The sequence below is a fragment of the Mycobacterium sp. IDUB_28 genome, from assembly GCF_055419285.1.
Map to the genome: position 1 here is coordinate 234,341 of NZ_JBVAXK010000007.1, position 20,389 is coordinate 254,729.

The following is a 20,389-nucleotide window of genomic DNA, read 5'->3' on the forward strand; positions in this document are numbered from 1 at the left end:
GTGACGCTCGGCCCGCGAACCGATCGTGGGGGCGCCGCCGCTTGCGGGAGAGCTCACGCCAGTGTGACGTTCGGCGTGCGGCGTCACGCTGGCGTGACGCTCGGCCCGCGAACCGATCGTGGGGGCGCCGCCGCTTGCGGGAGAGCTCACGCCAGTGTGACGTTCGGCGTTGGGGGTCGCGCTGGTGTGACGCTCGGCGCGAAATCGATCGCAAGGGTCAGAACGAAGCCAACTTGCCGGCCAGCCGTTCCACATACGCGGCAACCTTGGCCTCGTCGCTGTCCGGCATGCCGAAGAGCACCTCGGTGACGCCCAGCTCGGCCCAGCGCGCCAACTTTTCGGCGTCCGGCTTGAAGTCCAGCGCGACGATCTGTGGCGCCCCCGCACGCCCGGCAGCGGCCCACGTGTCCTGGAGCAGTTTCACCGGCTCGTCGATATCGATGTCACGCGGCGTGGTGATCCAGCCGTCGGCGCTGCGCGCGATCCACTTGAAGTTCTTCTCGTTGCCCGCTGCGCCCACCAGCACCGGAATGTGCGCCTGCACCGGCTTGGGCCACGCCCAGCTCGGACCGAATTTGACGAACTCGCCGTCGTATTCGGCTTCTTCCTGAGTCCACAGCGCCCGCATCGCCTCGAGGTATTCGCGCAGCATGGTGCGCCGACGACCGGCCGGCACGTTGTGGTCGGCAAGTTCGTCGGTGTTCCAGCCGAAGCCGACGCCCAGGCTGACCCGCCCGCCGGACAGATGGTCCAGCGAGGCGATACTTTTCGCCAAGGTGATCGGGTCGTGTTCGACGGGCAGCGCCACGGCCGTCGACAGCCGGACGCGGGAGGTCACCGCCGATGCCGCGCCCAAACTCACCCAGGGATCCAGCGTGCGCATGTAGCGGTCGTCGGGCAGCGAGGAGTCGCCTGTGGTGGGGTGGGCCGCTTCGCGCTTGATCGGGATGTGGGTGTGTTCGGGCACGTAGAACGTGTGGAATCCGTGTTCCTCGGCGAGTTTGGCGGCGGGCGCCGGGGCGATGCCGCGGTCGCTGGTGAACAGAACGAGGCCGTAGTCCATGCCTCAATTTAGAACGTGTTCTAATTTTGTCCGCAGCCGCCCCTGCCGTCTCGGCGCAGATGCAGGCCGGCAGCGGCGCGCGGCTACGGGCATTTACTTTCCGGGGTGCGCTAGCGTGGTTGATCGAATGGCGTCGCACGGCAGCATGCGCACCGACGCCGCCCGGCAGCCGAAGGCACCGGAAGCAACAGGAGGAGTCCATGACCTTATCGCCTGGTAGCCCCGGCTACCCGCCCGGCCAGCCAGCCGGCCCCTACGGTTCCGGCGCCCCGGCCGCAGCGTCCGGGCAGGCCGAGCCCGCCACCCCGGCGGAAAGCAAGCTCGGCCTGTACCTGTCCATCGCGGTGGCGGCGCTGGGTCTGTTGGCCTACTTCTTCAGCTTCGGCCCGATCTTCACCTTCAAGTCTGAAATGGGCGGCATCGGCAGCGACGTGTCCGGTGACGTCGGTTACGCGGTACCGGTGGCCGTGGTGGCAGCGCTGCTGGCCGGAGTGGGACTGCTACCCAAGGCCAGGAGTTACGTCGCGATATCTGCGGTGCTCTCGGTCGTGAGCGTGCTGATGGTCATTTCCTTCACGTTCAGTCGGCCGGACTCTTACTCCGCCGGCTGGGCCCTGTGGATCGTGCTGGCGTGCGTGGTGTTCCAGGCGGTGGCGGCCGTGGCCGCGCTGCTGCTGGAAGCGGGCGTCATCACCGCGCCGACTCCGCGGCCCAAGTATGACCCGTTCAGCGGCTACCAGCAGTACGGACAGTATGGCCAGTACGGCGGTCAGCCGGGCGGGTACTACGGTCAGCCGGGTGCACAGCAGTCCGCGCCGAACTCGGCCCAGGGGGCGCAGCCGCCCGGGTACGGGTCGCAGTACGGCGGCTACTCGGGACCGAACCCGCAGTCCGGCGGCTTCCCGGCGCAGCAGGCCACCCAGGTGGTGTCCCAGCCGCAGCACCAGCCGCCGGCCAGTCACACACCGCCCACCGGGTTCCCCAGCTTCAGCCCGCCACCTCCGGTCAGCGCCGGCGGCGGATCGCAGGCTGGTTCAGCGCCGGTCAACTACTCCAACCCCCCCAGCGGACCGCAGTCCTACGGGCAGGGTCAGCAGTCGCCTGGTGGGGCACCGGTCTAAGCCTGCGCTCTCGCGCCCAGCCCGGTTCGCGCGCGAAGAGTGACAAGGGTGTCGGCAAGCGAGGACAACCGGACCGCGGGTGCCCGTCAGGCACGTGACCTGGCCAGGGTCGCGTTTGCGCCCGCCGTGGTGGCGCTGGTCGTCATCGCCGCGGTCACGCTGCTGGAATTGTTGATCGCCAACAGCGACATGACCGGTGCGCTCGGCGCCGTCGCCAGCATGTGGCTCGGTGTGCACCAGGTGCCGATCTCGATCGCCGGCCGCGAGCTTGGCGTCATGCCGTTGCTGCCGGCGCTGTTGATGGTGTGGGGGACGGCTCGCGCCACGGCGCGGGCGACCACGCGATACTCGTCGTTCCTGGTGGTGCGGTGGGTGATCGCCTCAGCACTGGGCGGGCCGCTGTTGATGACGGCCATCGCGCTGGCGGTCATCCACGACGCGTCCTCGGTGCTCACCGAACTGCAGACGCCCAGCGCGCTGCGCGCGTTCACCAGCGTGCTGGTGGTGCATGCCATCGGGGCCGCGATCGGGGTGTGGTCCCGGGTGGGACGACGAGCGCTGGCCGCCTCCCCGTTGCCGGGATGGCTGGGCGATTCGCTACGCGCCGCGGTCGCCGGGGTGCTGGCGTTGCTGGGCCTGTCCGGAGTGGTGACGACGGGCTCGCTGGTGGTCCATTGGTCGACCATGCAGGACCTGTTCGCAATCACCGACTCCATCTGGGGCCAGTTCAATCTGACGGTGCTGTCACTGTTGTACGCCCCCAACGTCATTGTCGGCGCGTCGGCGATCGCGGTCGGGTCCAGCGCGCACATCGGCTACGCGACCTTCAGCTCCTTCACGGTGTTCGGCGGCGACGTGCCGGCCCTGCCGATCCTGGCCGCCGTGCCCACCCCCCGCCTCGGGCCGGTGTGGGTTGCGCTGCTGATCATCGGCGCGGCCTCGGGGGTGGCACTGGGGCAGCAATGCGCGCGCCGGGCGCTGCCGTTGGTCGCCGCGATCGCCAAATTGCTGGTCGCCGCGCTGGTGGGGGCATCGGCGATCACGGTGCTCGGGTACGGCGGGGGTGGCCGGTTGGGCAATTTCGGTGACGTCGGCGTGGAGTTGAGCAGCCTGTTCCTCGGCGCGCTCTTCTGGTTCGTGGTCGTTGGCGCGATGACGGTGGTGATGGCCGGCGGGATCAGGCGGCGCCCGCGACGGCCCAGACCCACACCGGTGGCCGAACCGGTGCTGGGATCGTTCGACGACGATCTGGAGCCGGGGGAGTCGGCCGATCTGGCCGAGGAGGACGAAACGCCCAGCGACGAGGACGCCGAGGAGCCACAGGAACAGCCGCGCGAGAGTTGAGTATTGTCGCCGTGTGCCAGAACCGCTCCGTGTGCCCCCGAGTGCACCGGCGCGGCTGGTAGTCCTGGCGTCCGGGACCGGATCGCTGCTCAACTCTCTGCTGGATGCGGCCCAGGGTGACTACCCGGCGCGCGTCGTGGCGGTTGGGGTGGATCGCGACTGCCGGGCCACCGGGGTCGCCGCGGACGCCGGGGTACCGTCGTTCACCGTGCGCGTCGGCGACTATCCGAGCCGCGATGCCTGGGACGCGGCGATCACCGAAGCCACCGCTGCCCACCGCCCAGACCTGGTGGTGTCCGCTGGATTCATGAAAATCCTTGGACCGCAATTTCTTTCGAGGTTCAACGGGCGCACCCTGAACACCCACCCCGCGTTGCTGCCGGCCTTTCCGGGCGCACACGGTGTGGCCGAAGCGCTGGCATACGGTGTCAAGATCACCGGTTGTACCGTGCACCTGGTGGACGCCGGCGTGGACACCGGACCGATTTTGGCGCAGCAACCCGTCGAGGTGTTCGACGGTGACGATCCGGAGACCCTGCACGAACGGATCAAGGTCGTGGAGCGGCGACTGCTGGTGGACGTGGTGGCCGCAATAGCGACACGCGGCGTGACGGTGACGGCGAGGAAGGCGACCCTAGGGATGAGCACAACATGAGCATCGGCAAGAAACCGGTCCGTCGCGCACTGATCAGCGTGTACGACAAGACCGGCCTGATCGACCTCGCCCAAGGTCTCGCGGCCGCCGGTGTCGAAATCGTGTCAACCGGATCAACGGCGAAAACCATTGCCGATAAAGCGATTCCGGTGACGCGGGTCGAGGAACTGACCGGTTTCCCGGAAGTGCTGGACGGCCGGGTCAAGACGCTGCACCCTCGGGTGCACGCCGGGCTGCTGGCCGATCTGCGCAAGCCCCAGCACGAGGCGGCACTGGCCGAACTGGGCATCCAGGCTTTCGAGCTCGTCGTCGTCAACCTCTATCCCTTCACCCAGACCGTCGAATCCGGGGCGTCCGAAGACGAGTGCGTCGAACAGATCGACATCGGCGGTCCGTCGATGGTGCGCGCCGCCGCCAAGAATCACCCCAGCGTCGCCGTGGTCACCGATCCACGCGGCTACGACGGTGTGCTGGCCGCGGTCCGCGCCGGGGGATTCACCCTCGGTGAGCGTAAGAAGTTGGCGTCGCTGGCATTTCAGCACACCGCCGAATACGACATCGCCGTCGCGACCTGGATGCAGTCGACGTTGGCGCCTGAGGAGCCCGCGCAGGAATTCCCGCATTTCTTTGCCCGCAACTGGCAGCGCGAGGCGACGCTGCGTTACGGCGAGAATCCGCACCAGCAGGCCGCGCTGTACTCCGACCCGGCGGCGTGGCCGGGTCTGGCGCAGGCCGAGCAGTTGCACGGAAAAGAGATGTCCTACAACAACTTCACCGATGCCGACGCGGCCTGGCGGGCCGCCTTCGACCACGAACAAACGTGTGTGGCGATCATCAAACACGCCAACCCCTGCGGCATCGCCATCTCCGATGTGTCGGTCGCCGATGCGCACCGCAAGGCCCACGAATGCGACCCGCTGAGCGCCTTCGGCGGCGTGATCGCGGCCAACACCGAGGTCAGCGTCGAGATGGCGGAATACGTCAGCACCATCTTCACCGAGGTGATCGTGGCGCCCGCCTATGCACAGGGTGCCCTGGAGGTGTTGACGCGCAAGAAGAACATCCGGGTGCTGGTGGCCTCCGAACCGCTGGCCGGTGGCCACGAACTGCGGCCGATCAGCGGCGGATTGCTGATCCAGCAGCGCGACCAGCTCGACGCCCCCGGCGACGACCCGAACAACTGGACCCTGGCCACCGGGGATCCCGCCGATCCGGACACACTGACCGACCTGGTTTTCGCCTGGCGGGCCTGCCGGGCGGTGAAGTCCAACGCGATCGTCATCGTCGCCGGCGGTGCCACCATCGGCGTCGGCATGGGTCAGGTCAACCGGGTGGACGCCGCCCGGCTCGCGGTGGAACGCGGCGGCGATCGGGTCAGGGGCGCGGTGGCGGCCTCCGATGCGTTCTTCCCGTTCCCGGACGGCCTCGAGACCCTGACCGCCGCCGGCGTCCAGGCGATCGTGCATCCGGGCGGCTCGGTGCGCGACGACGAGGTCACCGCCGCGGCAGCCAACGCCGGGATCACGCTGTACCTCACCGGGGCGCGCCACTTCGCGCACTGAACCCTTGTCGTCCGTCTCCGGCCTTCAGTGCATTCCGGCCAGCGCGCCTGTGCCGAATCCATCGCACCGCCGTAGCGTGGAGAGGTGACTTCACCGAACAATCTGCCCCGCACCGTCGGCGAGCTGCGCGCTTCCGGTCATCGCGAGCGAGGGGTCAAGCAGGAAATCCGCGAGAACCTGTTGACCGCACTGGCCGACGGCGACGACGTATGGCCCGGGATTCTGGGTTTCGACGACACCGTGATTCCGCAGTTGGAGCGGGCCCTGATCGCCGGCCACGACTTCGTCCTGTTGGGCGAACGCGGCCAGGGCAAGACCCGCCTGCTGCGCGCGCTGACCGGTCTGCTCGATGAGTGGACGCCGGTGATCGCCGGGGCCGAACTCGGCGAGCACCCTTACACCCCGATCACCCCGGAGTCGATCAAGCGGGCTGCCCAGTCCGGTGAGGATCTGCCGATCGCCTGGAAACACCGCAGTGAGCGTTACACCGAGAAACTGGCCACCCCCGACACCAGCGTCGCCGACCTGGTCGGTGACATCGACCCGATCAAGGTCGCCGAGGGGCGCAGCCTGGGCGACCCCGAGACCATCGCCTACGGCCTCATCCCGCGCGCGCACCGCGGCATCGTGGCGGTCAACGAGCTGCCCGACCTCGCCGAGCGCATCCAAGTGTCGATGCTCAATGTGATGGAGGAGCGCGACATCCAGGTCCGCGGTTACACGCTGCGGCTGCCGCTCGACGTCCTGGTGGTCGCCAGCGCCAACCCCGAGGACTACACCAACCGCGGCCGCATCATCACCCCGCTCAAGGACCGGTTCGGTGCGGAGATCCGCACCCATTATCCGCTGGAACTGTCCGCCGAGATCGGCGTGATCGCCCAGGAGGCGCACCTGAGCGCGCAGGTTCCCGACTACCTGCTGCAGGTGATCGCCCGGTTCGCGCGGTATCTGCGCGAGTCCAGCTCGGTCGATCAGCGCTCCGGCGTCTCCGCCCGATTCGCCATCGCAGCGGCCGAGACGGTCGCCGCCGCGGCCCGGCACCGCGCGGCGATCCTGGGCGAGTCCGATCCGGTGGCGCGGGTGGTCGATCTGGGCACCGTGATCGACGTGCTGCGCGGCAAGCTGGAATTCGAGTCCGGCGAGGAGGGCCGCGAACAGGCCGTGCTGGAGCACTTGCTGCGCCGCGCCACCGCCGACACTGCGTCGCGGGTGCTGGGCGGTATCGACGTCGCCACCCTGGTGACCGCCGTCGAACGCGGTTCCGCGGTGACGACGGGTGAGCGGGTGTCGGCCAAGGATGTGCTGGCCGCCGTGCCGGGCCTGCCGGTGGTGGACAAGATCGCAGCGAAACTGGGCGCGGAATCCGAAGGGGAGCGCGCGGCGGCATTGGAATTGGCTCTGGAGGCGTTGTACCTGGCCAAGCGGGTCGACAAGGTGTCCGGGGAAGGGCAGACCGTCTATGGCTAGCAGCGGGCACTCCGCGCGGTATTCGGCGTACACCGGCGGGCCCGACCCGCTGGCTCCGCCGGTGGATCTGCGTGAGGCGCTCGAAGCGATCGGGCAGGACGTCATGGCGGGCACCTCGCCGCGACGGGCGCTGTCCGAGCTGCTGCGTCGCGGCACCGAGAACATGCGGGGTGCCGACCGGCTGGCCGCCGAAGCGAATCGTCGCCGCCGGGATCTGCTGCGGCGCAATAACTTAGACGGCACGCTGCAGGACATCAAGAAACTCTTGGATGAGGCCGTGCTCGCCGAGCGCAAGGAGCTGGCCCGCGCCCTGGACGACGACGCCCGGTTCAGCGAACTGCAACTGGAGGCGTTGCCGCCGTCGCCCGCCAAAGCGGTCCAGGAACTTTCCCAATACGACTGGCGCAGCGGCGAGGCGCGGCAGAAGTACGAGCAGATCAAGGACCTGCTGGGCCGCGAGATGCTGGACCAGCGGTTCGCCGGCATGAAGGAGGCGCTGGCCGGCGCCACCGACGAGGACCGCCAGCGCGTCAACGAGATGCTCGACGATCTGAACAACCTGCTGGACAAGCACTCTCGGGGTGAGGACACCCAGCAGGACTTCCAAGACTTCATGGACTCCCACGGCGAGTTCTTTCCGGAGAACCCGAAGGACGTCGACGAGTTGCTGGACTCGCTGGCAAAACGGGCCGCCGCTGCGCAGCGATTCCGCAACAGTTTGAGTCAAGAGCAGCGCGACGAGCTGGATGCGTTGGCGCAGCAGGCGTTCGGCTCACCGTCGTTGATGCAGGCACTGAGTCGCCTGGACTCCCACCTGCAGGCCGCGCGTCCGGGCGAAGACTGGACCGGATCCCAGCAGTTCTCCGGCGACAACCCGTTCGGCATGGGTGAGGGGGCCCAGGCGCTGGCTGACATCGGTGAGCTCGAACAACTGGCCGAGCAGCTGTCGCAGGCCTATCCCGGCGCCACGATGGACGACGTCGACCTCGACGCGCTGGCCCGGCAACTGGGTGAGGAAGCTGCCCTCGACGCCCGGACGTTATCCGAACTCGAACGCGCGCTGCTCAGCCAGGGCTTTCTGGATCGCGGTACCGACGGACAGTGGCGGCTGTCCCCGAAAGCGATGCGCCGATTGGGTGAGACCGCGTTACGCGATGTGGCGCAACAGCTTTCCGGTCGGCACGGCGAGCGCGACCACCGGCGTGCGGGGGCGGCCGGGGAGTTGACCGGCGGGACCCGGCCCTGGCAGTTCGGGGACACCGAGCCGTGGAACATCCCCCGCACCCTCACCAATGCTGTACTGCGCCAAGCGGGTACCCACACGCTGGATGGTGCCCGCCCGTCGCTGAAGATCACCGTCGACGACGTCGAGATCTCCGAGACCGAGACCCGCACCCAGGCCGCGGTGGCGCTGCTGGTGGACACCTCGTTCTCGATGGTGATGGAGAATCGTTGGCTGCCGATGAAGCAGACGGCTATCGCGCTGAATCATCTGGTGTCCACCCGGTTCCGCTCGGATGCCCTGCAGATCATTGCATTCGGCCGTTATGCCCGCACCGTCACCGCTGCGGAGCTGACCGGCCTGGAGGGTGTGTACGAACAGGGCACCAACCTGCATCATGCGCTGGCCCTGGCCGGACGTCATCTGCGCCGCCACCCGAACGCGCAACCCGTGCTGCTGGTGGTGACCGACGGCGAACCCACCGCACACCTGGAGGACCTCGGCGGCGAGGGCACGTCGGTCTTCTTCGATTACCCGCCGCACCCGCGGACCATCGCGCACACGGTGCGCGGATTCGACGACATGGCCCGGCTGGGTGCGCAGGTCACCATCTTCCGGCTGGGCAGCGATCCGGGCCTGGCCCGCTTCATCGATCAGGTTGCCCGACGGGTGGAGGGTCGCGTCGTGGTGCCCGACCTGGACGGGCTGGGGGCCGCCGTGGTGGGCGACTACCTGCGGTCGCGGCGACGCCGCTGACTAGCGCGGGCCCAGCGCGGGTGGCCGGATGAGGTCGTCGGGCAGACCGGCCAGCACCGCCGCCATGTTGTAGGCACTCATCCGCAGCTGCCCGTTGCTGCCCAGCCGGCCGTAATCCGAGTGACCGTAGGCCCGCTCGTGCAGTTGCCCGTCGCCGTACGCGTTCGGCGGCGCTACCCCCGTGGCCGTCGACAAGGGCACCATGCCGGGCACGTCCTGCAGCCCGGCGCCGAATGCGCCGAAGCCGGGAATGGTCTCTGCCACCACGTCTTCGCGACCGATCATGTAGTAGGCATGACCGGGTTGCACACCGAGTTGCGAGGCGTTGCTGAGCTCACCCCCGGGCGAACCGTAGAGCACCACGTCGCTCACCGGCGCACCCTGCTGCAACGCCAGGCTGGTGACCAGCGAGCCGTAGGAGTGCCCGAACGCCGTGATGTGTTGGTCTGCAACGTTGCTCGCCGCGGCCAAGCCCTGGTAGAAGCTGTTCAACCGGCGCGCACCGTCGCGGGCATGCCAGTCGTGCGTCACATCCCGCAGACTGTCCGGTGCGTCATAACCCAACCAGGCGATCGATGCGACAGCACCGGGGTTGCGCCGGTGTGCCGAGGCCCGCAAGTCGCGCGCCTTATCCCGTTGCAGGGCAGCCTGATTGGTTAAATCTGCGGCAGTGGCGCTGACTCTGGAGTTCAGGCCGGGCACCATGACCCCCACGCATTCGGCGTTGTCGACATCGCCGACTCCGACCGCCGCCAACACCTTCCCCGGGATCCCCGTGGTGTCCAGCAGAATCAGACCGGACTCGGGAACGGTCTCCAGGGTGTGCCGCAGCGCTTGCAGGTCGGCCAGCTTCTCGGGATCGGTGCGCCAGTATCCGGCCCCGTCGTACCATCCCTGCCCTAGCCGGGTGATTTCGTGTTGCAGCTCAGTCCTGTTGAGCCGGCTGCGGACAGCGACCGGAATACCGTCGAGGTTGCGGATGGCGGACGGAAGGCATTCCCTGACCTGATCCTGCTGGCCGGGCAGCAGTGCATGCCACCACCGGCTCACCTGATCGGCGGTGCTGTGGTCCGGGGGTACCGCAGGGACCGCAGGCAGCTGGTGGCTGAGTTGCGCGTCGATCTGAGTCGGCGAGAGGTCGCCGTCGGTGCCGCGGATCGCCGCGGCCAGATCCTCGTCGGCGAGCTCGGCGGCCGCCAGCAGGGTGCGCACGTCTTCGGCCAGCCGCAGCGCTGCGTCGAATATGCGTTGCAGTTCTGCGGCGGACCGCGAATACACGTTGGACGGTGGCAGGACCGCGCCGGTCTGGTCGTCGATGGCCAGCTGGTTTTCCGCTGCGAAGTCGCGCATCGCCCGCAGCCGAGACTTGATGCCGGTCACTTCGTCGGCGGATTGTTCAGCCGCCCGTGCGACAGCTTCACAGGCGCCGGCGTGGTCGTCCAGGACGACGTTGGTGTGCTGGGTAGCCGCCTGCGCGGCTTCGGCGGCGACACCGCCGAAGTTGAGCAGCCGCATCATCTCCGCGACCGCGGCCGATGCGGTGCGGGTGCCGTGTGCGCGGCGGATCGCGGCATCGAACACCGTCCGGATCGCCTCGGGATCCCAGCGGTCGACGTCGGCCAGAGTGACCGTCATGACGCCGACGGGCCGGCCAGGCGCGCAGCGCTGTGCTGCTCGGACTCGGCGAAACCGCCGGCGGTGACATGCAAGCCGACGGAATGTTCGCCGAGTCGGCTGATGTGCACATCGCTGGCCGCCGCCCAATGGTCCAGCAACGTCGATAAGGCGGTAGCCGAGGAACCCACCCACCCCGCCCGGGCACCGTCGGCGTCGCGGTGGCACACCTGTTGCAGGTTCCACAACACCTGACCGTGGTCGGCCAGCGCGGTGCCGACCCGGATGAGCTCGTCGGGAATCGCCCGTAGTTGTTCTGCCATATCTGCCCGTCTGCCGAGGTGACTTTGGGCGAAAGATTGGCAGCGCGCAAAACAGCGGACCACTCACCAGGAGTGGCCCGTGTGGATACCGAAATGGCGTTGTGGATTACTTGCGCGGTTTGCGCGCCTTGCGCCGGATTCCCACGCCGCCCCAGAAGGAGAACCCGCGGATCCGCACGTTCGGCGCTCCCGGGCTGCCCCCGGCGACCACCGATTGATCGAAGTTGCCCATGATCCCCCGGCCGTCGATCTCGACGTTGACCTCCGGTGGCAACAGGATGGTCTGGGCGCCCATGATCGAGTACGCCCTGATCTCGACCTCGGTGGAGGTGAAGTCGGCGTAACGCAGATCGACCACACCGTTGCCCCAGAATGTGACGGTGGTCAGCTTCTTCGGCACGTTCCACCGGCCGCGGCGCTCGAAGCCGCTCATGATGGCCAGCAGCAACGTCGACGGCGCCGGATTGCATTTGCCGCCGCGGCGCGAGCTCACTGCCGTACCGGGCAGGTCGGCGCGCAGTTCGTCGAGCTCCTGATAGGTCGTCGCCGCGTAGGCCTTGGTTAGCCGATCTTCGTAGTCGTTGAGTTGCAGGCGTCCCTGTTCGGCCGCGTAGGCCAGCAACTGCGCGACTTGGATGCGGTCGGTGTCGGCCGCGCGCGCCATATCGTCGCGCGAGGTTTGAACGTCATGCTGGGCTGGGTTGGTCATCTCACCCGCGAGCTTACGACTTCACGATTTTGCTGCAAGAGGTGTTGGCTAAACTGCAACGTTCGTCCGCTGCGAAACGCCGTCTCAGGACGAAGAAGCCCAGCTCGGCGCGCGTTTCTGCAGAAATGCGAGCATGCCTTCGCGGGCTTCCTCGGAGACGAACAATCGGGCCGATTCCTCGGTGAGCCGCTGTGCGTCGCGGTCGAACCCCTCGAGCACGGCGGCGGTGGTCAGCGCCTTGGACGCCGCCAGACCCTGCGGAGACCCGCGGCTGACGTCGGCGACCAGCCCGGCCACCGCGGCGTCCACGTCGTCGGCGGCCAGGCTGATCAACCCGATCTCGGCGGCTTCGCTGGCGCCGAACGTTTCACCGGTGAGGTAATAGCGGGCTGCCGCCCGGGCGGAAAGTTTCGGCAGCAACGTCAGCGAGATGATCGCCGGGGCGACCCCGATCCGGGCTTCGGTCAAGGCAAAGGTGCTGCGGGGTCCCGCGACCACCATGTCGCACGCGCCGATCAGACCGAACCCCCCTGCGCGCACGTGCCCGTTGATGGCACCGATCACCGGCAACGGCGAGGCGACGATCGCGCGCAGCAGGTTGGTCATCTCCTGTGCCCGCGCCACGGCGAGGTCGAAGGGGTCGCCGCTGGCGCCCTGGCTGAGGTCGGCGCCCGCGCAGAACGTGCCACCGGCATGGCCGAGTACCACCACCCGCACCGCCGGGTCTTGGGCGGCGGCCCGCAGGCCGTCGTGGAGTTGGCTGACCAGGGCGGTCGACAGGGCGTTGCGGTTGTGCGGCGAGTTCAGCGTCAGCCTGGCGGCCGCACCGTCGCGGGCGTACTCGACGAGGGTGTCCATCAGTACGAACGGGGCAGACCGAGCGAGGTCTGAGCGACGAAGTTGAGCACCATTTCCCGGCTGATCGGCGCGATCCGCGCCAGCCGGGATGCGGTCAGCATGGCGGCCACGCCGTACTCCTTGGTCAGCCCATTGCCACCCATGGACTGCACGGCCTGGTCGACCGCGCGCGTCGAGGCCTCGCCGGCTGCGTACTTGGCCATGTTGGCCGCCTGGGCGGCGCCACCGTCGTCGCCGGCGTCATAGAGCGTCGCCGCCTTCTGCATCATCAGCTTGGCCAGTTCCACCTCGATGTGACACTGCGCCAACGGGTGCGCCAGCCCCTGGTGCGCGCCGATCGGAGTGCCCCAGACCTGGCGGGTCTTGACGTATTCGACTGCCTTGTCCAGCGCGAAACGTCCCATGCCGACGGCGCTGGCCGCGCCCATGATGCGTTCCGGGTTCAGCCCGGCGAACAGCTGTGCGATGGCGGCGTCTTCGGCGCCGACCAGCGCGTCGGCGGGCAGTCGCACATCGTCCAGAAACACCTGGAACTGACGCTCGGGACTGATGATCTCCATATCGATGGGCGTGAAGGTGAAGCCCGGAGCATCGGTGGGCACCACGAACAACGCCGGGCGCAGCTTGCCGGTCTTGGCCTCTTCGGTCCGGCCCACCACCAATACCGCCTGCGCCTGGTCGACACCGGAGATGTAGACCTTCTGCCCCTTGAGGATCCAGTCGCTGCCGTCGCGGCGGGCGGTGGTGGTGATCTTGTGCGAGTTGGAGCCGGCGTCGGGTTCGGTGATGGCGAACGCCATGGTCAAGGAACCGTCGGCGATGGCGGGCACCCAACGCTTCTTCTGTTCTTCGGTGCCGAACTTGCTGATGATGGTGCCGTTGATGGCGGGCGAGACCACCATCAGCAGCAACGCGCTGCCCGCCGCTGCCATCTCCTCCATCACCAGTGACAGCTCGTACATGCCGGCACCGCCACCGCCGTACTCCTCGGGCAGATTCACCCCGAGAAAGCCGAGTTTGCCTGCCTCAGTCCACAATTCGTTGGTGTGCTCTTGGGCGCGAGCCTTCTTCAGGTAGTAGTCGGCACCGTAGCCGGACGCCCATTCGCGCACCGCCTTGCGCAGTGCCTGACGATCTTCGCTTTCAATGAAGCTGGTTTCGGTCATTGGGAATCCCCTTCTGATTCGGGTGCTTCGACGCGTGCTAGCACAGCGCCGACTTCGACTTGCCGGCCTGGTTGGACATTGAGTTCGGCGAGGACGCCGTCGTTCGGTGCGGTGATGGTGTGTTCCATCTTCATCGCCTCCAGCCAGATCAGCGGCTGGCCGGCGGTGACGGTGGCGCCGACTTCGGCCCCGATGCGAATGACGTTGCCCGGCATGGGTGCGATGAGTGAGCCTTGCGCGACGGCCGATTCCGGTTCGGGATAGCGGGGTAGCGCGACGAGGTGCACCGGTCCGCGCGCGGAATCGATGTAGACGTCGTCCCCGAAGCGGGCGACCCGAAAACCGGTGGCCACGCCGTGCTCCGCCAGCACCACTTCGTCGGGCGACGCGGCGACCAGTTGCACGCTCGGATCGTCGGGCAATGCCAATCCGGTTCTGGTGTAACGGTATTGGATCCGCTGCTCGGTCTCGGCGTCATCCCGGTAGGTCTTGACCTGGAACCCCGACGTCAGGTTACGCCAGCCACTGGGGAGCGCGGGCAAGGCCGTGGCGGTGGCGCGGTTGTGCGCGGCGTCGGCCAGCGCCGCCGCGATCGCCGACAACCGGACGGTCTCGGCATCGGCCAGCGGCGCCGAGAGTTCGGCCAGGCCGTGGGTATCGAAAAACGCTGTGTCGGTGGCACCGTCGAGGAACGCAGGGTGGCGCAGCACGTGCACCAGCAGCTCACGGTTGGTGCGCAGGCCGTGCACCCGGGCGCGGGCCAGCGCGTCGGCGAGCACCAGCGCCGACTGCCGGCGGGTCGGTGCGTAGGAGATGACCTTGGCCAGCATCGGGTCGTAGTAGATCGATACCGCCGAGCCGTCGACGATGCCGGAGTCCAGCCGGATGCCGGTCCGGTGACCCAGGGTCTCGAACTCGGCGCGCACCGAGGGCAGTCGCAGCGCGTGCACCACCCCGGCCTGCGGCTGCCAGCCCTGCGCCGGATCCTCGGCATAGAGCCGGGCCTCGATCGAATGACCTTGAGCTGCAGGAGGTTCGGCGCTGAGCCGGCCACCGTCGGCCACTTCGAGTTGCAGCTCGACCAGGTCCAACCCGGTGGTTTCCTCGGTGACCGGGTGCTCGACCTGCAGGCGGGTGTTCATCTCCAGGAAGAAGAACTCCCCGTTGTCGTCGGCGAGGAACTCCACGGTGCCCGCACCGGTGTAGCCGATCGCGGCGGCGGCCAGCCGGGCTGCCTCGAAAAGCTTCTCGCGCATGCCCGGGGTCCGCTCGACCAACGGCGACGGCGCCTCTTCGATGACCTTCTGGTGTCGTCGCTGAATGGAACACTCCCGCTCGCCGATGGCCCAGACCGTGCCGTGCTTGTCGGCCATCACCTGCACCTCGATGTGGTGTCCGGTGGGCAGGTAGCGCTCGCAGAACACCGTCGGATCGCCGAACGCGGATTGGGCCTCGCGCTGCGCGGCCTCGACTTCGCCTGGCAACGCCGATAATTCGCGGACGACCCGCATCCCACGCCCGCCGCCGCCGGCGGACGCCTTGACCAGCACCGGCAGTTGCGCCTCGGTGACGGTGGCCGGGTCCAGTTCTTCCAGGACCGGGACCCCGGCGCCGGACATCAATTTCTTGGATTCGATCTTGGAGCCCATCGCGCGCACGGCGTCCACGGGTGGTCCGATCCAGGTCAGACCCGCGTCCTGCACCGCCGCGGCGAATTCCGCGTTCTCCGAGAGGAAGCCGTATCCGGGGTGGACGGCGTCGGCCCCGGCGGCCTGTGCGGCTGCGATGACGGCATCAGCGTTGAGGTAGTCGGTCGTCTGCGGAAGGCGCACCGTGGCGTCGGCCTCGGCGACGTGCGGTGCGGCGGCATCCGGGTCGGTGTGGACCGCGACGGTGCCCAACCCGAGTCGTCGGCACGTGGCGAACACCCGCCGGGCGATCTCGCCACGGTTGGCCACCAGCACTCTCGTGATTCCCATGCCGCTCACATCCGGAAGACGCCGAAGCTCGACGTCCCCTCGATCGGGCCATTTGCAATGGCGGACAGACACATTCCCAACACGGTGCGGGTGTCGCGCGGGTCGATCACGCCGTCGTCGTAGAGCATCCCGGACAGCACCAGCGGCAGCGACTCGGCCTCGATCTGTCCCTCGACGGCCGCACGCATCGCGGCGTCGGCCTCCTCGTCGACCTGTTGGCCACGGGCTTCGGAGGCGGCCCGGGCGACGATCGACAACACCCCGGCCAATTGCGCGCCACCCATCACCGCGGACTTGGCGGTGGGCCAGGCGAACAGGAACCGCGGGTCATAGGCGCGGCCGCACATGCCGTAGTGGCCCGCGCCGTACGATGCGCCGATCAGCAGCGAGATGTGCGGGACCTTCGAGTTGGACACGGCGTTGATCATCATCGAGCCGTGCTTGATCATTCCGCCTTCCTCGTAGTCCTTGCCCACCATGTAGCCGGTGGTGTTGTGCAGGAACAACAGTGGCGTGTCGTAGCGGTTGGCCAGCTGGATGAACTGGGTGGCCTTCTGCGATTCCTCGCTGAACAGCACACCGCGGGCGTTGGCCAGGATGCCGATCGGATAACCGTGCAGTTGGGCCCAGCCGGTCACCAGCGACGAGCCGTAGAGCGGTTTGAACTCGTCGAATTCGGAGCCGTCGACGATGCGGGCGATCACCTCGCGCGGGTCGAACGGGATCCGCAGATCCGCGGGCACGATGCCGATCAGCTCCTCGGTGTCGAACAGCGGTTCGGTTACCTGCCTGGGTGTCGGTCCCTGTTTGCGCCAGTTGAGCCGGGCCACGATGCGGCGTCCAATGCGGATCGCGTCGACCTCGTCCTGCGCGAAGTAGTCACCCAAACCCGAGACTCGGGAGTGCATTTCGGCACCGCCGAGGGACTCGTCGTCGGATTCCTCACCGGTGGCCATCTTCACCAGGGGCGGGCCGGCCAGGAAGACCTTCGAGCGCTCTTTGATCATCACCACGTGGTCGGACATTCCCGGCACATAGGCCCCACCCGCGGTGGAGTTGCCGAATACCAGTGCGATGGTGGGTATTCCGGCCGCGGACAGCCGAGTCAAGTCGCGGAACATCCGCCCGCCGGGGATGAAGATCTCTTTCTGCGTCGGCAGGTCCGCACCGCCGGACTCCACCAGCGATATGACGGGAAGCCGGTTCTCGAAGGCGATCTGGTTGGCCCGCAGGATCTTTTTGAGGGTCCACGGATTGCTGGTGCCGCCTTTGACGGTGGGGTCGTTGGCGACGATCATGCATTCGACGCCTTCGATCACCCCGATTCCGGTAACCGTGCTGGCGCCGACTCGGAAAGCGCTGCCCCACGCCGCCAGTGGGCTCAACTCGAGAAATGGTGAGTCGGCGTCGACGAGTAGCTCGATACGTTCGCGTGCCGTGAGCTTGCCGCGGGCATGGTGGCGTTCAACATATTTGGGGCCGCCGCCGTCGATTGCGTTGGCGAACTCGGCAGCGATCTCGTCGAGCTTGGTGGTGGTCGCGGCCGCCGCTTCGGCAAAGGCCGCACCGGTGGGATCCAGGGTGGACTGCAGTGTGGTCATTGCCAACTCCGACGATGCAGAGCGCCGCGATAGGTAACTGTGATCATTGTTGATACCCCAGGAGTTTGGCGGCCAGTGCGGTCATGATCTCAGTGGTTCCGCCGCCGATACCCAGGATCCGCATGTCCCGATACTGGCGTTCGATCTCGGATTCAGCCATATAGCCCATGCCGCCGAACAATTGAACGCCCTGGTTGGCCACCCACTCACCCGCTTCGACCGCGGTGTTCTTGGCGAAACACACCTGCGCGATCAGGTTCGTCTCACCCGCCAACTGACGCTCCACCACGTTGCGCGAATACACCCGGGCCACGTCGACCCGGCGGGCCATCTCGGCCAGCGTGTTCTGCACCGCCTGCCGGGAGATCAACGGCCGGCCGAAGGTCTCCCGGTCCCGGCACCACTGGGCGGTGATGTCCAAACACCGCTGCGCACTCGAATATGCCTGGGCGGCAAGCCCGATGCGCTCGGAGACGAAGGCCTGCGCGATCTGACCGAAGCCGCTGTTCTCCGCGCCGACCAGGTTTGCCGCCGGTACCCGGACATCGGTGTAGGACAGCTCCGCGGTGTCGGAGGACCGCCAGCCCATCTTGTCCAGCTTGCGGGTGACCTCGAAACCGGGTGTGCCCTTGTCGACGACGATCAGCGACACCCCCGCCGCGCCGGGTCCTCCGGTGCGCACCGCGGTGACCACGAAGTCGGCCCGCACCCCGGAGGTGATGTAGGTCTTGGCGCCGTTGATCACGAAGTGGTCGCCGTCGCGCACCGCGGACGTGCGCAGGTGCCCGACGTCGGAGCCGCCACCGGGTTCGGTGATGGCCAGCGCGCCGATCTTCGCACCGGCCAGCGTCGGACGCACGTAGGTGTCGATCAACCTCTGGTCACCGGTGGCGATGATGTGCGGCACGGCGATGCCGCAGGTGAACAGCGAAGCGAAAACCCCACCGGGAGCGCCGGATTGGTGGAACTCTTCGCAAATGACCACCGCGTCGGCGCCGTCGCCCCCGCCGCCGCCGACGGCTTCGGGGAAGTTGGCACCCAGCAGCCCGGCTTCCCCGGCGCGCAGGTGCAAGGCGCGGGGCAGGTCACCGAAGCGTTCCCACTCGGCGACGTTGAGCAGGATCTCCCGTTCGACGAATGACCTCGTGGTCTTGCGCAGCTGTTCGCGCTCGGGTGTGGTCCAGATGCTCATAGAAAACTTTCCGGCATGTCGACGTGACGGCTGCGCAACCATTCACCCAGCCCCTTGGCCTGCGGGTCGAAGCGCGCCTGGTAGGCGACGCCCTGACCGAGAATTCCCTCGATGACGAAGTTCACCGCCCGCAGGTTCGCCAGCACGTGGCGGGTGACCTGCAGCGGCGCCGCTTCGGGCAGCAGCTCTTTGAGTAACTCCACGGTCAGCGTGTGGGCCAGCCAGCGCCACTGGTCGTCGGTGCGCACCCACACACCCACGTTCGCCGAGCCGCCCTTGTCGCCGCTGCGGGCGCCGGCGATCAGGCCCAGCGGGACGCGCCGGGTCGGTCCGGCCGGCCACGGCTCGGGCAGAGCTGGCGCATCGGCCGGTTCCAAGGTCAAAGTCTCGATGGCGCAGGGAATGTCGGTCCGGGTGCCGTCGGCGTGGACCGCGACGTGGGGCACCAGGGCGGCGTCGACGTAACCGGGGGTGAACACCCCGTACACCTGGCCGTCACCGGGCGGGGTGGTGGCGGTGAACCCCGGGTAGCTGGCCAGCGCCAATTCGACTGCCGCAGCGGAGAATTTGCGTCCCACGTTGGCGGGGTCGGGGTCGCGGACCACGCAGCTGAGCAGCGCGCTGGCGGTCTCTTCGGTGTCGGCGTCGGGACGGTCGGTGCGCGACAGTGTCCAGTCCAGCTCGGCCGGCTTGACGGTCAAGGTGGCCTCGAGCTGGTGGCGCACCAACTCCGCCTTGGCCTCGATGTCCAGCCCGGTCAACACGAAGGTCATGGCGTTGCGGAATCCGCCGATGCTGTTCAGCGACACCTTCAGCGTCGGCGGCGGTGGTTCGCCGACAACGCCGCTGATCCGCACCCGGTCCGGGCCGTCGCTGGACAACGAGATGGAGTCCAGCCGGGCCGTCACATCCGGGTTCGCGTAGCGGGCGCCGGTGACCTCGTAGAGCAACTGCGCGGTGATCGTGTCGACGCTCACCAGACCACCGGTGCCGGCGTGCTTGGTGATGACCGACGAACCGTCGGCATACACCTCGGCGAGCGGGAAACCCGGGTAGGTCAGGTCCGCCACCTCGGTGAAGAACGAGAAGTTCCCGCCGGTGGCCTGGGTGCCACACTCGATGACGTGACCGGCCACCACCGCCCCGGCCAGCTGGTCGTAGTCGGTGCGGCGCCAATCGAAGTGCGCGGCCGCCGAACCGACGATCACCGAGGCGTCGGTGACCCGTCCGGTGACCACCACGTCGGCGCCGGCGTTGAGGCAGTCCGCGATGCCCCAGCCGCCCAGGTAGGCATTGGCCGTCAGCGGCGAACCCAGACCCAGCTCGGCCGCCCGGGGTTGCAGGTCGTCACCCTCGACATGGGCGACCCGGACCGGGACGCCCAGCCGCTCGGCCAGGGCGCGCACCGCCGCTGCCAGTCCGGCCGGGTTCAGGCCACCGGCGTTGGCGACGACGCGCACACCGCGCTCGTGAGCCACGCCCAGGCATTCTTCGAGCTGGGTGAGAAACGTCTTCGCATAGCCGCGGTCGGGGTTCTTCATCCGGTCGCGACCCAGGATCAGCATGGTCAGCTCGGCCAGGTAGTCGCCGGTGAGGAAATCGATCTCACCGCCGATCAGCATCTCGCGCATCGCCGAATGCCGGTCACCGTAGAAACCGGAGCAGTTCGCGATCCGGACAGCGCCCGGAGATGCCATGCGCATCCTCCCCTCACGGATCAGCGTGCATCGAACCAACCAACCGGTAGGTTAGCGGGT

General features: G+C 68.0%; 15 protein-coding genes and 1 pseudogene. 6 read left to right on the forward strand and 10 right to left on the reverse strand.

What is annotated here, in order from left to right; genetic code table 11:
- Nucleotides 1–217 precede the first annotated feature (217 nt).
- Complete coding sequence (locus tag ACZYZ9_RS16815; protein WP_463827392.1) at nucleotides 218–1,063, reverse strand: LLM class F420-dependent oxidoreductase; 846 nt, start codon at nucleotides 1,061–1,063, stop codon at nucleotides 218–220.
- A gap of 200 nt (nucleotides 1,064–1,263) precedes the next feature.
- Between ACZYZ9_RS16815 and ACZYZ9_RS16820 the strand changes: the two genes are divergently transcribed.
- From ACZYZ9_RS16820 to ACZYZ9_RS16845, 6 genes and pseudogenes are all read left to right on the forward strand, one after another.
- Nucleotides 1,264–2,184, forward strand: coding sequence for a DUF5336 domain-containing protein (locus tag ACZYZ9_RS16820; protein ID WP_463827393.1), 921 nt, complete (start codon nucleotides 1,264–1,266; stop codon nucleotides 2,182–2,184).
- A gap of 39 nt (nucleotides 2,185–2,223) precedes the next feature.
- Nucleotides 2,224–3,396: pseudogene (locus tag ACZYZ9_RS16825) on the forward strand (cell division protein PerM); the annotation flags it as partial.
- A 145-nt stretch (nucleotides 3,397–3,541) separates the two neighbouring features.
- Nucleotides 3,542–4,183, forward strand: a complete 642-nt coding sequence (purN, locus tag ACZYZ9_RS16830; protein ID WP_463827394.1) for a phosphoribosylglycinamide formyltransferase — start codon at nucleotides 3,542–3,544, stop codon at nucleotides 4,181–4,183.
- The gene (gene purH / locus ACZYZ9_RS16835; protein ID WP_463827395.1) at nucleotides 4,180–5,745 is read left to right on the forward strand and encodes a bifunctional phosphoribosylaminoimidazolecarboxamide formyltransferase/IMP cyclohydrolase; all 1,566 of its coding nucleotides are present in this window, start codon (nucleotides 4,180–4,182) and stop codon (nucleotides 5,743–5,745) included. Before purN ends, purH begins: the two co-directional genes overlap by 4 nt.
- 84 nt (nucleotides 5,746–5,829) lie before the next feature.
- Complete coding sequence (locus tag ACZYZ9_RS16840; RefSeq protein ID WP_463827396.1) at nucleotides 5,830–7,212, forward strand: sigma 54-interacting transcriptional regulator; 1,383 nt, start codon at nucleotides 5,830–5,832, stop codon at nucleotides 7,210–7,212.
- Nucleotides 7,205–9,190, forward strand: coding sequence for a vWA domain-containing protein (locus tag ACZYZ9_RS16845; protein ID WP_463827397.1), 1,986 nt, complete (start codon nucleotides 7,205–7,207; stop codon nucleotides 9,188–9,190). The genes ACZYZ9_RS16840 and ACZYZ9_RS16845 overlap by 8 nt, the downstream gene beginning before the upstream one ends.
- Here ACZYZ9_RS16845 and ACZYZ9_RS16850 read toward each other — a convergent pair whose 3' ends face one another.
- The 9 genes from ACZYZ9_RS16850 to ACZYZ9_RS16890 all read right to left on the reverse strand — a co-directional run bounded on the left by ACZYZ9_RS16850 (nucleotide 9,191) and on the right by ACZYZ9_RS16890 (nucleotide 20,329).
- Complete coding sequence (locus ACZYZ9_RS16850; RefSeq protein WP_463827398.1) at nucleotides 9,191–10,825, reverse strand: alpha/beta hydrolase; 1,635 nt, start codon at nucleotides 10,823–10,825, stop codon at nucleotides 9,191–9,193.
- The gene (locus ACZYZ9_RS16855; RefSeq protein ID WP_463827399.1) at nucleotides 10,822–11,127 is read right to left on the reverse strand and encodes a WXG100 family type VII secretion target; all 306 of its coding nucleotides are present in this window, start codon (nucleotides 11,125–11,127) and stop codon (nucleotides 10,822–10,824) included. Before ACZYZ9_RS16855 ends, ACZYZ9_RS16850 begins: the two co-directional genes overlap by 4 nt.
- A 106-nt stretch (nucleotides 11,128–11,233) precedes the next feature.
- Complete coding sequence (locus tag ACZYZ9_RS16860) at nucleotides 11,234–11,836, reverse strand: DUF1707 SHOCT-like domain-containing protein (RefSeq protein ID WP_463827400.1); 603 nt, start codon at nucleotides 11,834–11,836, stop codon at nucleotides 11,234–11,236.
- Nucleotides 11,837–11,920: 84 nt separating this feature from the next.
- On the reverse strand, nucleotides 11,921–12,694 hold the full coding sequence (locus ACZYZ9_RS16865; protein ID WP_463827401.1) for an enoyl-CoA hydratase family protein: 774 nt from the start codon (nucleotides 12,692–12,694) through the stop codon (nucleotides 11,921–11,923).
- Nucleotides 12,694–13,860 (reverse strand): acyl-CoA dehydrogenase family protein, encoded by a 1,167-nt coding sequence (locus ACZYZ9_RS16870; protein WP_463827402.1) that lies wholly within the window; start codon nucleotides 13,858–13,860, stop codon nucleotides 12,694–12,696. The genes ACZYZ9_RS16865 and ACZYZ9_RS16870 overlap by 1 nt, the downstream gene beginning before the upstream one ends.
- Nucleotides 13,857–15,839, reverse strand: a complete 1,983-nt coding sequence (locus ACZYZ9_RS16875; RefSeq protein WP_463827403.1) for an acetyl/propionyl/methylcrotonyl-CoA carboxylase subunit alpha — start codon at nucleotides 15,837–15,839, stop codon at nucleotides 13,857–13,859. The genes ACZYZ9_RS16870 and ACZYZ9_RS16875 overlap by 4 nt, the downstream gene beginning before the upstream one ends.
- Nucleotides 15,840–15,844: 5 nt before the next feature.
- Nucleotides 15,845–17,440: an acyl-CoA carboxylase subunit beta gene (locus ACZYZ9_RS16880; RefSeq protein WP_463827404.1), complete on the reverse strand. Its 1,596-nt coding sequence runs from the start codon at nucleotides 17,438–17,440 to the stop codon at nucleotides 15,845–15,847.
- A 43-nt stretch (nucleotides 17,441–17,483) separates the two neighbouring features.
- Nucleotides 17,484–18,632: an acyl-CoA dehydrogenase family protein gene (locus ACZYZ9_RS16885; protein ID WP_463827405.1), complete on the reverse strand. Its 1,149-nt coding sequence runs from the start codon at nucleotides 18,630–18,632 to the stop codon at nucleotides 17,484–17,486.
- Nucleotides 18,629–20,329: an acyclic terpene utilization AtuA family protein gene (locus tag ACZYZ9_RS16890; protein ID WP_463827406.1), complete on the reverse strand. Its 1,701-nt coding sequence runs from the start codon at nucleotides 20,327–20,329 to the stop codon at nucleotides 18,629–18,631. The genes ACZYZ9_RS16885 and ACZYZ9_RS16890 overlap by 4 nt, the downstream gene beginning before the upstream one ends.
- Between the last annotated feature and the right edge of the window lie 60 nt (nucleotides 20,330–20,389).

Bases quoted from the DNA above. Each gene is read 5' to 3' on its own strand.
- ACZYZ9_RS16815 (WP_463827392.1), bottom strand. From the start codon at position 1,063: ATGGACTACGGCCTCGTTCTGTTCACCAGCGACCGCGGCATCGCCCCG.
- ACZYZ9_RS16820 (WP_463827393.1), top strand. From the start codon at position 1,264: ATGACCTTATCGCCTGGTAGCCCCGGCTACCCGCCCGGCCAGCCAGCC.
- purH (WP_463827395.1), top strand. From the start codon at position 4,180: ATGAGCATCGGCAAGAAACCGGTCCGTCGCGCACTGATCAGCGTGTAC.
- ACZYZ9_RS16845 (WP_463827397.1), top strand. From the start codon at position 7,205: ATGGCTAGCAGCGGGCACTCCGCGCGGTATTCGGCGTACACCGGCGGG.
- ACZYZ9_RS16850 (WP_463827398.1), bottom strand. From the start codon at position 10,825: ATGACGGTCACTCTGGCCGACGTCGACCGCTGGGATCCCGAGGCGATC.
- ACZYZ9_RS16855 (WP_463827399.1), bottom strand. From the start codon at position 11,127: ATGGCAGAACAACTACGGGCGATTCCCGACGAGCTCATCCGGGTCGGC.
- ACZYZ9_RS16860 (WP_463827400.1), bottom strand. From the start codon at position 11,836: ATGACCAACCCAGCCCAGCATGACGTTCAAACCTCGCGCGACGATATG.
- ACZYZ9_RS16865 (WP_463827401.1), bottom strand. From the start codon at position 12,694: ATGGACACCCTCGTCGAGTACGCCCGCGACGGTGCGGCCGCCAGGCTG.
- ACZYZ9_RS16870 (WP_463827402.1), bottom strand. From the start codon at position 13,860: ATGACCGAAACCAGCTTCATTGAAAGCGAAGATCGTCAGGCACTGCGC.
- ACZYZ9_RS16875 (WP_463827403.1), bottom strand. From the start codon at position 15,839: ATGGGAATCACGAGAGTGCTGGTGGCCAACCGTGGCGAGATCGCCCGG.
- ACZYZ9_RS16880 (WP_463827404.1), bottom strand. From the start codon at position 17,440: ATGACCACACTGCAGTCCACCCTGGATCCCACCGGTGCGGCCTTTGCC.
- ACZYZ9_RS16885 (WP_463827405.1), bottom strand. From the start codon at position 18,632: ATGAGCATCTGGACCACACCCGAGCGCGAACAGCTGCGCAAGACCACG.
- ACZYZ9_RS16890 (WP_463827406.1), bottom strand. From the start codon at position 20,329: ATGGCATCTCCGGGCGCTGTCCGGATCGCGAACTGCTCCGGTTTCTAC.